The sequence below is a fragment of the Stagnimonas sp. FW305-C-60 genome (assembly GCF_058782965.1).
Map to the genome: position 1 here is coordinate 187,054 of NZ_JBYSYF010000004.1, position 13,324 is coordinate 200,377.

Sequence of the window (13,324 nt, forward strand, 5' to 3'; positions counted from 1 at the left end):
CCTCAGACCGGCTGGCTGCTGGGGATCGTGCTGATCGCCGGAGCCGCCGAAGGCGAGTGCCAACTGGCCGGCTGGGCCTCGCCGGTTTCGCGCAGGAAGGCCACCCGTGGTTCGTTCTGGTAGAAGATGCGGGACAGCATTTCCGCCACCACGCCGGTGGTGATGAACTGGATCGAGAACACCAGCAGCAGGATCGAGACCAGGAGCAGCGGACGGCCACCGATGTTCTCGCCGAGCGCGAACTTCACGAACAGCAGCCAGCTCATCAGCAGGCTGCCGACCAGGCCGAAGCTCAGGCCGATGACGCCGAAGAAGTGGCCAGGCCGGGCCTGAAAGCGCATGAAGAAGAACACCGTCAACAAGTCGAGGATGACCCGGAAGGTGCGCGAGATGCCGTACTTGCTGGCGCCGAACTGGCGCGCGTAGTGGCGCACCGGCACTTCGTCGATGCGGTTGGGCGAGGTGACCATCGCCGCCCACACCGGGATGAAGCGGTGCATCTCGCCGTACAGGCGCACCTTCTTGATCACCTCGGAGCGGTAGATCTTCAGCGAGCAGCCGTAGTCGGTGAGGTTGACGCCGGTGACCTTGGCGATCAGCCGGTTGGCGATCTTGCTGGGCAGCTTGCGGCTGACCAGGGCGTCCTGGCGGTTGGCGCGCTTGCCAGCCAACAGGTCGAGATCGCGGGCCAGGAGCTCCTCGACCATCATCGGGATGTCGCCCGGGTCGTTCTGCAGATCGCCATCCAGGGTGGCGATGATCTCGCCACGGGCGGCGTCGATGCCGGCCTGCATGGCGGCGGTCTGGCCGTGGTTGCGGGCGAAGCGGATGACCCGGACATGCGGGCCGTATTCCTCGGCCGCCTTCATCAGGCGCGGGCCGGTCTGGTCGCTGGAGCCGTCGTCGACGACGATCAGCTCCCACTCGCCGGGATAGCTGGCCAGGCCGTCGTGGACGCCTTTCAGCATCGGGGCGACGTTGTCCTGTTCCTTGTACATCGGAATCACGACGGACAGGCGCGGTGCGGTCATTGCGGTCAGGAGGGCAGTTGGGAACGGCCTATTGTCTCACAGGGTCGCGGCGGCCCAGCCAGGCCAGGGCGCCGGCGGCGAGTGCGACGCCCAGCACCAGCAGATGCAGGTTCACCGCCGCCGCCAGCAGCGCCGGGCTGGGCGCGGCGAAGGGCGACACCATGGCGATCACGCCGGCCTCGTAGGTGCCGAAGCCGCCCGGTGTGTGGATCGGCAGCACGGTGGAGAGGTCACCGCCGATGGCGCCCAGCAGCGCCTGCGCGGCCGGCAGGCCGGCGAGCAGGGCGAACACCGCCGCCAGCGCCGCCAGCTTGAGGCCCCAGGCACTCCAGCTCAGCAGGAGATCCAGCGCGACCTGGCCGGTGCGCTGCGGCACGCCGCCCAGCAGCCGGCGCAGCAGCCGCGCGCCGCCGTTCTCGCGACCGGCCAACAGCCGCGCCAGGACGCGCTGCACCGCCGGAGCCAGCAGGGGCAGGCTGGCGATCAACAGCGCCAGTGCGTACCAGCCGTCCGGGCCGGGCGCCGCCCAGAGTCGCGGACCCAGGGTCGCGGCGGCGAGGGCCGCCAGCACATTGAGGTCGAGCAGGCGCAACCACAGCAGGGTGCCGGCGCCGTGGGCCAGATCGACCCCGAACCAGCGCTGCAGCAGCAGCGGAAAGCTGGCCTCGCCGGTGCGCGCCGGCAATATCAGGTTCAGCGCATTGTTGAGCAGGATCAGCCGCAAACAGTCCAGCCAGCGACCGCGCGGGATAGCCGGCTCGGCCAGGTAGACCCGCAGGGCGCGCAGCGAGTAGCTGGCGCACTGCGCCACTACCACCAGCAGCACCAGCGCCAGCGGCACTGCCGACCAGGGCGCCAGCAGACGGGCGAAACCCCACCAGTGCTCGATGGCCCAGGCGAATAGCAGCAGCACGGCGAGCTGCGCGAGATAGAGCAGGGGACGTTTCAAAAGTACGGGGCGGCGGCGGGCGAGCGCGCATCTTAGCCGCGCCTCCCGCGATAAACTGTGCAAATGAGCTACCTCGCCCTCGCCCGCAAATACCGTCCCCGCCGCTTCGAAGACGTGATGGGCCAGGGGCATGTCGTCAAGGCCCTGAGTCACGCGCTGGACCACGACCGCCTGCACCCGGCGATTCTGCTCACCGGCACCCGCGGCGTCGGCAAGACTACGCTGGCGCGCATCATCGCCAAGGGTCTCAATTGCGAGACCGGCGTCACCAGCCAGCCCTGCGGGCTGTGCGGTAGTTGCAAGGAGGTCGACCAGGGCCGTTTCGTCGATCTGCTGGAAATCGACGCCGCCTCCAACACCGGTGTCGATGACGTGCGCCAGGTGATCGAGAACGCCCAGTACGCGCCGGCACGCGGCCGCTACAAGGTCTATCTGATCGACGAAGTCCACATGCTCAGCAAGGCCGCCTTCAACGCCCTGCTGAAGACGCTGGAAGAGCCGCCGAAGCATGTGAAGTTCATCCTCGCCACCACCGACCCGCAGAAGCTCTTGGTTACGGTGCTGTCGCGCTGCCTGCAGTTCAATCTCAAGCGCCTGCCGCAATCGCTGATCCGCGAGCAGATCGCCAAGGTGCTGACCGAGGAAGGGCAGGGCTTCGAGCCCGGCGCCCTGGCCGAGCTGGCCCGCTCCGCCGACGGCTCCATGCGCGACGCGCTCTCGCTCACCGACCAGGCTATCGCCTTCGCCGGTGGCGGCACCCTGCAACGCGAGCCGGTGGAGGCCATGCTCGGCACCAGCGGCCGGCGCAGCCTGTTCGAGCTGCTGGCGGCGATTGCCGGCGATGACCGCGAGGCCCTGCTGAGCGGCATCCAGCGGCTGGAAGAACAGGCGCCGGACTACGCCGCCCTGCTCAGCGAGCTGGCCGCGCAGTTGCAGCGGCTGGCGGTGTTGCAGCTCCTGCCCAAGGCGCAGAACGAGGACGACGACCCGGCCCTGATCGAGCTGAAGAGCCGGTTCGCGGCGGAAGACCTGCAACTGCATTACCAGATCGCCGTGCTCGGCCGCCGCGACCTCGGCTGGGCTCCGGACCCGCGCATCGGCTTCGAGATGACGCTGCTGCGCATGCTCGCCTTCAGGCCCGAGGCGCCCGGCCCCGAAGGCCAGGGTCCACGCCGTGGTGAGACTTCGGTGGCTGGCGGCCCTGCCGCGCGCCCGGCCAGCACGCCCGCCGCCGCCGCGCCGCGCGCCCCGGTCGCCAGCCAGGCGCAGCCCGCGCCCCAGGCCCGCGCGCCGGAACCGGCGGCACCGGCCAAGCCCAAACTCAGCGTGCCGGCGGTGGTGGCTCCGGTGGCAGAGCCGCCGGTGGCCGTGCCGGAGCCGCTCGCCGCCGACTCCAGCTGGAGCGCGCGCATCGCCGCCCTGAGCCTGGACGCCATGGTCAAGCAGCTGGCCCTGAACTGCGCCTGGACCGCCCACGAGGGCGAGTCGCTGCGGCTGACGCTGGACTCCAAGGTGAAGCACCTGCTCACCGAGGAGCGGCGCCTGGCCCTGCAGAAGGCGCTGGCGGCGCAATTTGGTCAGAATCTCCAGCTCGCCATCGACCTCGGCATCGGCAGCCTCGACACCCCGGTGGCGCAGGCTCTGGCGCAGATCGACGCCCGCCAGAAGGCGGCCGAGGCCAGCATCGAGCAGGACCCGGCGATACGCGCCTTCCGCGAGCAGTTCGGCGCCCTGCTGCGTCCGGGTAGCATTCGCCCCCTTTGAACCCCTGCGGACCCGCTAAAGCGGTCCGCCAATTAGCCCCAGGAGTAACGACATGAAAGGCCCCATGGCCCAGATTCTGGCCCAAGCCCAGAAGATGCAGGAAAACGTCAAGCGTGCGCAGGACGAGATCGCCCGGCTGGAGATCACCGGCGAAGCCGGCGCCGGCATGGTCAAGGTCACGCTCACCGGCAAGCACCAGGCGAAGAAGGTCGAGATCAATGCCGAGGCCCTGACCGAGGACAAGGAATTCCTCGAAGACCTGATCGCCGCCGCCATCAACGACGCAGCCCAAAAGCTGGAAGCGGCGACCCAGGCGAAGATGTCGGCGGTCACTGCCGGCATGCCCATGCCGCCTGGGTTCGCCGGGTTTTAGGCGATTGCCTGGCATGGCAATCGACTCCGGCGAACGCCGCGACAGGGATGTCGCGGCCGGGGGTGAATCTGGGCGCGCAGTCGCGGCAGGGATGCCAGGGCTGGGATTGCTGGAGGCTGTCGCATGACCTCCTACTCGCCGCGCCTGGGCCGGCTGATCGAGGCGCTGCGCCGCTTGCCGGGCGTCGGCCCGAAGTCGGCTCAGCGCATGGCCCTGCATCTCTTGCAGCGCGACCGCGAGGGCGCGGAGTTTCTGGCGCGGGCGATCGGCGAGGCGCTGAGCGGCATCGAGCGCTGCCCGCGCACGCGGATGTTCTGCGAGCCGGCGCACTGTGGTTTCTGCAGCGCCTCGCGCGCCAAGGCCGGCCAGCTCTGCGTGGTGGAGAACCCGGCCGATCTCATCGCCATCGAGAACAGCACGCCCTACCGCGGCCGCTACTTCGTGTTGATGGGGCGGCTCTCGCCCTTGGACGGCGTCGGCCCTGAGGCCCTGGGCCTGGATCTGTTGGCCGAGCAACTGGGCGACGGGACGGTGCAGGAGCTGATCATCGCCACCAATCCCACCGTCGAGGGCGAGGCCACTGCCCACTACATCGCCGAACTGGCGCGCGCGCGCAACGTGAAGGTGACGCGCATCGCCCACGGCGTGCCCATGGGCGGCGAGCTGGAGTATGTGGACGGCGGCACGCTCAGCCACGCTTTCGCGGGCCGGCAACTGCTGTAGCTCGCCCGCCGTGGCGCTTAGATCGAAAGCTCGCGCAGATCGGCGGCCGGTTCGGATTCTTCCCAGAGCTGGATGAAATCCTCGCGCTCGCGCTTGGCCAGAGCCGGGGCGTCGGCCTGCCAGCGCGATACCAGTTCGCGCGCGTCCTGGCGCTGCAGCAGGTGACGGGCATCGACGATCAGCAACTCGTCCAGGCGGTCGCGGCGGCGCTCGTGGCTGAGCTGGCGGGTTTCGATGCGGCTGGGCACCCGGCGGGCGAGGGCGACCAGCGGGTGGCCGCGTCGGGCCAGCTCGGTGCGGTTCAGCAACAGCCGCACTTGCGCCCGCTCGCTGGACAGCACGAAGCGCTTCACCGCCTCGACGAACTCGGCGCTGCCGTAGAGACGCTGGTCCAGCTCCAGGCTCAGCAGCAACAGCTCGCGCTGCGCGCCGCCGACCGCGGCCAGGGCGGTGGCGGCAAAGCCCTCCAGGCCTTCAACCGCAACCGCCTCGCTCACGGCTTGCGCGCCTGGCTGGCGGCGTTGCCGATGTAGCTCGCCGGAGTCATCGCCAGCAGCCGCTCCTTGGCGTCGGCCGGTAGCTCCAGGCCCTTGACGAATTCGCGGATCGCCTCGCGGCCGATCTTCTGGCCACGGGTCAGGCGCTTGAGCTGCTCATAGGGTTCCGGCAGGCCGTAGCGGCGCATCACGGTCTGGATCGCCTCGCCCAGTACCTCCCAGTTTTCGTCGAGATCCTTGCCCAACTTCCAGGCATCGCCTTCCAGCTTGGAGATGCCCTTCTGCAGCGACTGATAGGCGATCAGCGAGTGCGCGGCGCCGACGCCGAGATTACGCAGCACGGTGGAGTCGGTGAGGTCACGCTGCCAGCGCGAGATCGGCAGCTTCTCGGCGAGGTGCTGCAACAGGGCGTTGGCGATGCCGAGATTGCCTTCGGCATTCTCGAAGTCGATGGGATTGACCTTGTGCGGCATGGTCGAGCTGCCGACTTCGCCGGCCACCGCGCGCTGCTTGAAATAGCCCACCGAGATATAGCTCCAGACATCGCGCGCGAAGTCGATCAGGATGGTGTTGTAGCGCGACAGTGCGTGGAAGTATTCGGCGATGTAGTCGTGCGGCTCGATCTGGGTGGTGGCCGGGCTCATTTCCAGGCCCAGGCTGGCGATGAAATCGGCAGCCATCGCCGGCCAATCGAGTTCCGGATAGGCGGCCAGATGCGCGTTCCAGTTACCGACCGCGCCATTGATCTTGCCCAGGCAAGGCACCGCCGCCAGCTGCTGGCGCTGGCGCTTGAGACGCGCCACGAACACCGCCATCTCCTTGCCCAGCGTGGTCGGCGAGGCCGGCTGGCCGTGGGTACGGCTGAGCATGGGCTGCTCGGCGTACTGCTGCGAGAGCGAGGAGATCGCGCCGATGGTCTTGTCGATGGCGGGCAGCAAGACCTTTTCGCGGGCGTCGCGCAGCATCAGCGCGTGGGCGAGGTTGTTCATGTCCTCGCTGGTGCAGGCGAAGTGGATGAACTCGGTGACCGCCGCCAGCTCCGGATGGCCCTGGGCCTTGTCCTTGAGGTAGTACTCGACCGCCTTCACATCGTGGTTGGTGGTCTGTTCCTTGACCTTGATCCACTGCGCCTCGTCGACGTTGAAGTTGGCGATGATCGCCTCCAGCCGGGCGTGGGCGGCATCCGACAGCGGCGGCACCTCCGGGATGCCCTGGTGGCGGCTCAGGGTCTGCAGCCAGCGGATCTCGGCGATCACGCGGTAGCGCATCAGCCCATACTCGGAGAAGAATTCGCGCAGGGCGACGGTCTTTTCGGCGTAGCGGCCGTCGATGGGGGAGATGGCGGAGAGCGAGGTCAGGTTCATCGGGCGGGCTTGGGTCGGTCCGCCGGGCTGCGGCGGTGGCTGCGAAGGACGCGCATTTTACGCGACGAGGTGCAATTGCCATGAACAAGTTCAGGATCGAGCGCGACAGCCTGGGGCCCATGCAGGTGCCGGCGCAGGCCTTGTGGGGTGCCCAAACCCAGCGGGCGGTGGAGAATTTTCCGGTTTCCGGCCTGCGCATGCCGCGTCCGTTCATCCGCGCCCTGGGGCTGATCAAGGCCACCGCCGCCGAGGCCAATGCCGGCCTGGGCCTGCTCGATGCCGCCCGCGCCGAGGCGATCGCCGCCGCCGCCAGCGAGGTGGCCGAAGGTGCCCACTACGAGCAGTTCCCGGTGGACGTGTTCCAGACCGGCTCCGGCACCTCCAGCAACATGAACGCCAACGAGGTGATCGCCCGCCTCGCCAGCCGCGCCGCCGGCTTGGTGGTGCATCCCAACGACCACGTCAACTACGGGCAGTCGTCCAACGACGTGATCCCCACCGCCCTGCACGTGGCGGCGGCGCTGCTGGTGCACGAGCAGCTGAAGCCGGCACTGGCGCACTTGCAGAAGGTGATCGAGGCCAAGGCGCGCAGCCTGCGCAGTCAGGTCAAGACCGGCCGCACCCATCTGATGGACGCCATGCCGCTGCGCTTCGACCAGGAACTGTCGGGCTGGGCGCAGCAGATCAAGAACGGCCAGGCGCGGCTGGACGCCGCTCTGCCGCGCCTGCTGGCCCTGGCCCAGGGCGGCACCGCAGTCGGCACCGGCATCAATGCCCATCCGCGCTTCGCGCGCAGCTTCGCGCGGCTCCTGGTGCGGCGCACCGGGCTCAAGTTTCTGCCCAGCCCCAATGCCTTTGAGAGCCTGGCGACGGTGGACGCGGCGGCCGAGCTGTCTGGCCAGCTGAAGGTGATCGCGGTCTCGCTGATGAAGATCGCCAACGACCTGCGCTGGATGAACTCCGGGCCGCTGGCCGGCCTGGGCGAGATCGCCCTGCCGACCCTGCAGCCGGGGAGTTCGATCATGCCGGGCAAGGTCAATCCGGTGATTCCGGAGGCGACCTGCATGGTCGCCGCCCAGGTGATCGGCAACGACGCGGCGATCACCATCGCCGCCCAGTCCGGCAACTTCCAGCTCAACGTCATGCTGCCGCTGGTGGCGCACAACCTCTTGCAGTCGCTGGAGCTGCTGGCCAATGTCAGCCGCCTGTTGGCCGACCGCGCCATCGCCGGCTTCGTGGTCAACCAGAGCCACATCGACGAGGCGCTGGCGAAGAACCCCATCCTGATCACCGCGCTCAACGAGAAGATCGGCTACGAGCGTGGCGCCGCCATCGCCAAACGCGCCTACGTCGAGCGGCGGCCGGTGCTGGAGGTGGCGCTGGAAGAAACCGGTCTGTCCGAGCGCAGCCTGCGGCGTCTGCTTGATCCGGCGGCTCTGACCGAGGGCGGTATCAAAGGTGGTTCCGGCGGCGCCGGCGGCTGAGCCACGACCATTGGTCGGAATGGCGGCTGATTCCATCGGCAGGCCGTCGGCGGCACCCCGTTTGCGAATAGGCTTGAATACAGAAGAACACGCCAGGAGGCTCTCCATGTTTCGCAGCTCCGCTCGCAAGTCCGAACCCGTTGCCGTTTCCCTGCCGCCTGCCTATCTGACCGTCTATGCCGCCGAGGCCGGCCGCCACGATCCGCACTTGGCGCCGGGCCTGGAATCGCTGCTGCCGCCGGGCACCCGCTACGAGCTGGCCGCGCCGCCGGAGCCGCAGCGCGAGGGCACGCCGCTGATCCCGGCCTCTTCCGAGTTCGTGGTCAGCCTGTTCCTCGACCCCGAGCAGCTCGATGGCATCGCCGACAAGGTGCTGGCAGCGCGGTCCGGCGGTCGCCACAGCAGCCTGGTGATCGTCATCCACGGCCGGCAGTTCGCGGCGCTGGGGCGTTGGCTGGAGCGGCGCAGCGCGGCAGGTCGGCTGGCCGGCGTGCACCTGATGCTGGCGCGGGATGTCTCCGACGCCCTGGCGCAGTTGCCGCGACGCCTGAGCCCGGTGGTCGAGGACAACCTGATCCGCATGCCGATCTCCACCGAGATCGATAACCCCGGCTACAAGAGCTTCTACATCTTCAGTCCGGAGCTGCACGCGGTGGTGGCGCGCATCCGCGCCTTCGCCAAGAACGGCGTCAGCCGCGCCTACCTGCTCGGCGGCCCCGGCAGCGGCAAGACCTCGCTGGCCTTCTACTACTTCCTGGTGCGCAACAAGGGCCGTTTCGTCTCGGTGAACCTGGCGGCGGAGAACACCGGTGACAAGGCGGCGATCAAGTCCCTGCTCTGCGGCCATGTGTCCGGCGCCTTCCCCGGTGCCGGCGGCCGTACCGGCGCCTTCTCGCATGCCCGCGACGGCGTCTGCTTCCTCGACGAGGCGCACGGTGTCACCGGTGCGGTGATGGAAACCCTGATGGAGGCCCTGGACAACGGTCAGTACCTGCCGTTCGGCGCCTCCGCCAAGCAGTCGCTGGATTGCGCCCTGCTGTTCGCCACCAACCGCAGTTGGGAGCACCTGCGCAACTCGGTGAACATCGACGAGTTCACCCGCCTGGGTGCTGCCACCATCTCGGTGCCGGAGCTGCACCGGCGCGAGGAGGACATGATCGCCGTGGTTGCCGCCAATCTCGCCAAGCTGGGTTCGCGCTGCACTAGCTGGCGGGCGCCGGAGGGTTTGTCGGAACCGGCCTGGCAGGCGATCCGCGATTGCCGCTGGCATGGCAACGTCCGCGCCCTGACCCGCGTGCTGGAGGCGGCCTTCGTCGATTCCGCCATGCGCGAGGACTCGCGCGGCCTGCTGGAGCTGGACGACATCCGCAACGGCATCGCGCTCTGGGAGCCGGCGGATCACCACAGCCACGCGGTGTACGCCTCCAACTGAGGTGAGGGCGGGCCTGGATAAACCGCCGCCTTGGCTTTTCCCTCACAGCGAGCGCGCAGCGCGAGTGCCCTCACAGCCGACCAGCGCAGCGAGGTCGGCGCCCTCACAGGGCCGCGCCGCGGCCCGCCCTCACGGCAGTGGAGTGCAGTGGGCCTGCGCGCGTAAGAGGCCCAGCCGCCGCCCGCACGCTGGTAGGATGCGCGCCTGCCGAAAACCAACCGCCAGACTCCCAGCCATGAGCACTATCCGCCAGGACGATTTCATCCAGTCCATCGCCGACGCCTTCCAGTACATCAGCTACTACCACCCGCTGGACTACATCCAGGCGCTGGGCGAGGCCTACGAGAAGGAAGAATCCCCGGCGGCGAAGGATGCGATCGCGCAGATCCTGACCAATTCACGCATGTGCGCCGAGGGCCATCGGCCGATCTGTCAGGACACCGGCATCTGCGTGGTCTTTCTCAAGGTCGGCATGAACGTGCGCTGGGACGCGACGATGTCGGTGCAGGAAATGGTCAACGAGGGGGTCCGCCGCGCCTACCTCAACCCCGAGAACAAGCTGCGCGCTTCGGTGCTGGCCGACCCGGCCGGCAAGCGCACCAATACCAAGGACAACACCCCGGCGGTGATCCATTACGAGATCGTCCCCGGCGATCACGTCGAGGTGACCTGCGCCGCCAAGGGCGGCGGCAGCGAGAACAAGTCCAAGCTGGTCTGCCTCAACCCCAGCGACTCCATCGTCGATTGGGTGCTGAAGACGGTGCCGACCATGGGCGCCGGCTGGTGCCCGCCGGGCATCCTCGGCCTCGGCATCGGCGGCACGCCGGAAAAGGCGGCGGTGATGGCCAAGGAAGCGATCATGGCGCCGGTGGACATCCATCTGGTCAAGGCCAAGAAGGCGCGCGGTGAGACCCTCACCAAGGTCGAGGAACTGCGCCTGGAGCTGCTGGAGAAGGTCAACGCGCTGGGCATCGGCGCGCAGGGTCTGGGCGGCCTCACCACCGTGCTCGACGTGAAGATCATCGACTACCCGACCCACGCCGCCAGCCTGCCGGTGGCGATGATCCCCAACTGCGCCGCCACCCGCCATGTGCACTTCGAGCTGGATGGCAGCGGCCCGGCCAAGCTGGAAGCGCCCAAGCTGGAAGACTGGCCGCAGGTGACCTGGGCGGCCGACACCAAGACCTCCACCCGCGTGAATCTCGACACCCTGACGCCGGCAGAAGTGGCGAGTTGGAAGCCGGGCCAGACTCTGCTGCTGAACGGCAAGATGCTCACCGGCCGCGATGCCGCCCACAAGCGCATCCAGGACATGCTGGCGAAGGGCGAGAAGCTGCCGGTGGACTTCACCAACCGCGTCATCTACTACGTCGGCCCGGTCGATCCGGTGCGCGACGAGGCGGTGGGCCCGGCCGGCCCGACCACGGCGACGCGCATGGACAAGTTCACCGAGATGATGCTGGCGAAGACCGGCCTGATCGCCATGATTGGCAAGGCCGAGCGCGGCCCGGTGGCCATCGAGGCGATCAAGAAGCACAAGAGCGCCTACCTGATGGCGGTGGGTGGCGCCGCCTATCTGGTGTCGAAGGCGATCAAGTCGGCCAAGGTGCTGGGCTTCGAGGACATCGGCATGGAGGCCATCTACGAGTTCGAGGTGGTCGATATGCCGGTGACGGTGGCGGTCGACGCGCAGGGAACTTCCGTGCACGAGACCGGGCCCAAGCTCTGGCAGGGCAAGCTCGCGGGCATCCCCGTGGTTTCGGCCTGATCCTCCCTTCGCTAGACCCCAGACCAGAACGCCATGAAGGCTTTGCTCAGCTACCGCGGTCTCAGTTTCCTCGGCTTTGCCGGCTGCGCCAGCGGCTTGCTGATGGCGATCTTCTTCTTCCAGAAGATTCTGGGGCTGGAACCCTGCCCGATGTGCATCTTCCAGCGCATCGCCATGCTCTCGGCCGGACTGGTGTTCCTGGTTGCCGCGCTGCACGGCCCCAAGGCCTGGGGGCGCTGGGTCTACAGCGGTCTGGCGACGCTGGCGAGCGCCATCGGTGCCGGCATCGCCTGGCGGCATGTCTGGCTGCAGGGCCTGCCGGAGGACCAGCGCCCAGCCTGCGGGCCGACGCTGAGCTATCTGATGGACATGATGCCGCTGCAGGAGGTGGTCACCACCATCCTCAAGGGCGACGGCAACTGCGCCAAGATCGACTGGACCTTCCTGGGCCAGAGCCTGCCGTTCTGGACCCTGATGGTGTTCGTCGCCCTGATCGCCTGGGCGCTGCTGACGCCCTGGCTGGCCCGCCGCTAGGGCCTATTTGCGCTGGGTGGTTTCGATCGAGGCCACCTTGCCGGCCTCGAACACCACGCGCAGTTTCTCCAGGGCGTCGCCGCCCGTGCCGATACCGACTCCAGCGCTGGTGCCGCCGCCGCTGTAGCCGCCCAAGCCGAAGCTGAGCGCTGGGCTGCGATCCTGGTAGGACCAGATTTCCGCTTCGCCCTGAACGGTCTGCCGCGTGTAGACCCGGCTGGGCTCGCCCAGGGCCATGCGCACCTGTTCCGGCGTAAAGCCGACCGCGATTTCGCCGGCGCGGATCTTTTCCCGCACCTCGGCGGGGTAGCTGTCGAACAGGCCCTGCTGCTCGCCAATGCGGGAGGCGGTGGTGCTGCAGGCGCTGAGCGCAGCGGCCAGGGCCAGGGTGAATGCGGTGACGATGCGGGTGGTCTTCATAGCAGGGTCCGGGGTGGCGGCGGAGCGGGCACAGCATGCCGCTTCAGACCCGGTGGCCGCCACCAAGTTGCCGGCGGCGATTCTCAGAGCGGCGGCGAAGGGATACCCTTGCAGCCCCTCGTAATCGCCGAAAGCCGCCATGAGCACCGCCACCACTGATCTTTCCGACGCCCACCCCGAAGCCCAGGTCGCCGAACCGCTGTTCGCCGACTACGGCGGTCGTCTGGCTTTTCATGGCCCGATCAAGACCCTGAAGGTTTTCGAGGACAACGCTCTGGTCCGCGCCACCCTGGAGACGCCCGGCGAGGGTCGCGTGTTGGTGGTGGACGGTGGTGGCTCCACCCGTTGCGCGCTGGTGGGTGGCTTGCTGGGCGAGTTGGCGGTGAAGAACAAGTGGGCCGGCATTGTGGTGTATGGCTACATCCGCGACGCCGCCGAGATCGCCGAGCAGGATTTCGGCCTCAAGGCGCTGGGCACCCATCCGCGCAAGAGCGAGAAGGGTTTGCACTCCGGGCATGTCGACAAGGTGGTGACGTTCGCCGGGGTTACCTTCAAGCCTGGGGCTTGGCTGTATGCGGACCTGGATGGGATCGTGGTTTCGGATTCTGCGATTCACAAGAAGTAGGCTTGTAGCTCCGGTACGGTTCGATGAGGCCCGCTTCGGCGGGCCTTTTGTTTGGGCGGCTTGGGTTTGGTGCTGCTGGGTTGTGGTTCGCGCGTTCGCGCTCTTTTTGCGGTGCAGGGCTTGATAGCTTTCTTTCGCCCCCTGGCGACTCACTTTTCTTTGCTCCTGCAAAGAAAAGTAAGCAAAAGAAAGCAGGCCCCTGCGTAGCGCCCCCTACGGGGTGCCCTGCGATGCTCGTGGCCGGGGGGACGCGCCCGAACTCGGCGCCCTATAGGCGCCTCAGACAGGCGGGCGCTTCCATACCCCCCGTCCACTGCGCTTCTCGGCGCTTACGAAGGGGAGGGCAAGTCAAAAGCCACA

The 13,324-nt window shown here is 68.1% G+C and carries 13 protein-coding genes; 8 read left to right on the forward strand and 5 right to left on the reverse strand.

Annotated features, from left to right (window positions below; all coding sequences use genetic code 11):
• Positions 1–2: 2 nt before the first annotated feature.
• Both AC3WT6_RS13840 and AC3WT6_RS13845 read right to left on the reverse strand, forming a co-directional pair.
• On the reverse strand, positions 3–1,031 hold the full coding sequence (locus AC3WT6_RS13840) for a glycosyltransferase family 2 protein (RefSeq protein WP_492654186.1): 1,029 nt from the start codon (positions 1,029–1,031) through the stop codon (positions 3–5).
• 28 nt (positions 1,032–1,059) lie between these two features.
• On the reverse strand, positions 1,060–1,980 hold the full coding sequence (locus AC3WT6_RS13845) for a lysylphosphatidylglycerol synthase domain-containing protein (RefSeq protein ID WP_492654187.1): 921 nt from the start codon (positions 1,978–1,980) through the stop codon (positions 1,060–1,062).
• A gap of 63 nt (positions 1,981–2,043) precedes the next feature.
• Here AC3WT6_RS13845 and dnaX point away from each other — a divergent pair, with 63 nt between their 5' ends.
• From dnaX to recR, 3 genes are all read left to right on the forward strand, one after another.
• Positions 2,044–3,744: a DNA polymerase III subunit gamma/tau gene (dnaX, locus tag AC3WT6_RS13850; protein WP_492654188.1), complete on the forward strand. Its 1,701-nt coding sequence runs from the start codon at positions 2,044–2,046 to the stop codon at positions 3,742–3,744.
• Positions 3,745–3,796: 52 nt separating this feature from the next.
• Positions 3,797–4,117: a YbaB/EbfC family nucleoid-associated protein gene (locus tag AC3WT6_RS13855; RefSeq protein ID WP_492654189.1), complete on the forward strand. Its 321-nt coding sequence runs from the start codon at positions 3,797–3,799 to the stop codon at positions 4,115–4,117.
• Positions 4,118–4,240: 123 nt separating this feature from the next.
• Positions 4,241–4,840 (forward strand): recombination mediator RecR, encoded by a 600-nt coding sequence (recR, locus tag AC3WT6_RS13860; protein ID WP_492654190.1) that lies wholly within the window; start codon positions 4,241–4,243, stop codon positions 4,838–4,840.
• A 17-nt stretch (positions 4,841–4,857) separates the two neighbouring features.
• Here recR and AC3WT6_RS13865 read toward each other — a convergent pair whose 3' ends face one another.
• On the reverse strand, positions 4,858–5,337 hold the full coding sequence (locus tag AC3WT6_RS13865; protein ID WP_492654191.1) for a DUF7931 domain-containing protein: 480 nt from the start codon (positions 5,335–5,337) through the stop codon (positions 4,858–4,860).
• The gene (purB, locus tag AC3WT6_RS13870; RefSeq protein WP_492654192.1) at positions 5,334–6,701 is read right to left on the reverse strand and encodes an adenylosuccinate lyase; all 1,368 of its coding nucleotides are present in this window, start codon (positions 6,699–6,701) and stop codon (positions 5,334–5,336) included. Before purB ends, AC3WT6_RS13865 begins: the two co-directional genes overlap by 4 nt.
• A gap of 80 nt (positions 6,702–6,781) precedes the next feature.
• Here purB and AC3WT6_RS13875 point away from each other — a divergent pair, with 80 nt between their 5' ends.
• The 4 genes from AC3WT6_RS13875 to AC3WT6_RS13890 all read left to right on the forward strand — a co-directional run bounded on the left by AC3WT6_RS13875 (position 6,782) and on the right by AC3WT6_RS13890 (position 11,919).
• On the forward strand, positions 6,782–8,185 hold the full coding sequence (locus AC3WT6_RS13875; protein ID WP_492654193.1) for a class II fumarate hydratase: 1,404 nt from the start codon (positions 6,782–6,784) through the stop codon (positions 8,183–8,185).
• A 106-nt stretch (positions 8,186–8,291) separates the two neighbouring features.
• The gene (locus AC3WT6_RS13880) at positions 8,292–9,617 is read left to right on the forward strand and encodes a sigma 54-interacting transcriptional regulator (protein WP_492654194.1); all 1,326 of its coding nucleotides are present in this window, start codon (positions 8,292–8,294) and stop codon (positions 9,615–9,617) included.
• 235 nt (positions 9,618–9,852) lie between these two features.
• Positions 9,853–11,385, forward strand: a complete 1,533-nt coding sequence (locus tag AC3WT6_RS13885) for a fumarate hydratase (RefSeq protein ID WP_492654195.1) — start codon at positions 9,853–9,855, stop codon at positions 11,383–11,385.
• Between the two features lie 33 nt (positions 11,386–11,418).
• Complete coding sequence (locus AC3WT6_RS13890) at positions 11,419–11,919, forward strand: disulfide bond formation protein B (protein WP_492654196.1); 501 nt, start codon at positions 11,419–11,421, stop codon at positions 11,917–11,919.
• A 3-nt stretch (positions 11,920–11,922) separates the two neighbouring features.
• On the opposite strand, the gene AC3WT6_RS13895 is transcribed toward AC3WT6_RS13890, so the two are convergent.
• Positions 11,923–12,339, reverse strand: coding sequence for a hypothetical protein (locus tag AC3WT6_RS13895; RefSeq protein WP_492654197.1), 417 nt, complete (start codon positions 12,337–12,339; stop codon positions 11,923–11,925).
• A gap of 139 nt (positions 12,340–12,478) precedes the next feature.
• Between AC3WT6_RS13895 and rraA the strand changes: the two genes are divergently transcribed.
• A complete protein-coding gene (rraA, locus tag AC3WT6_RS13900; protein ID WP_492654198.1) occupies positions 12,479–12,964 on the forward strand; it encodes a ribonuclease E activity regulator RraA in 486 nt (161 codons plus the stop codon).
• Positions 12,965–13,324 lie beyond the last annotated feature (360 nt).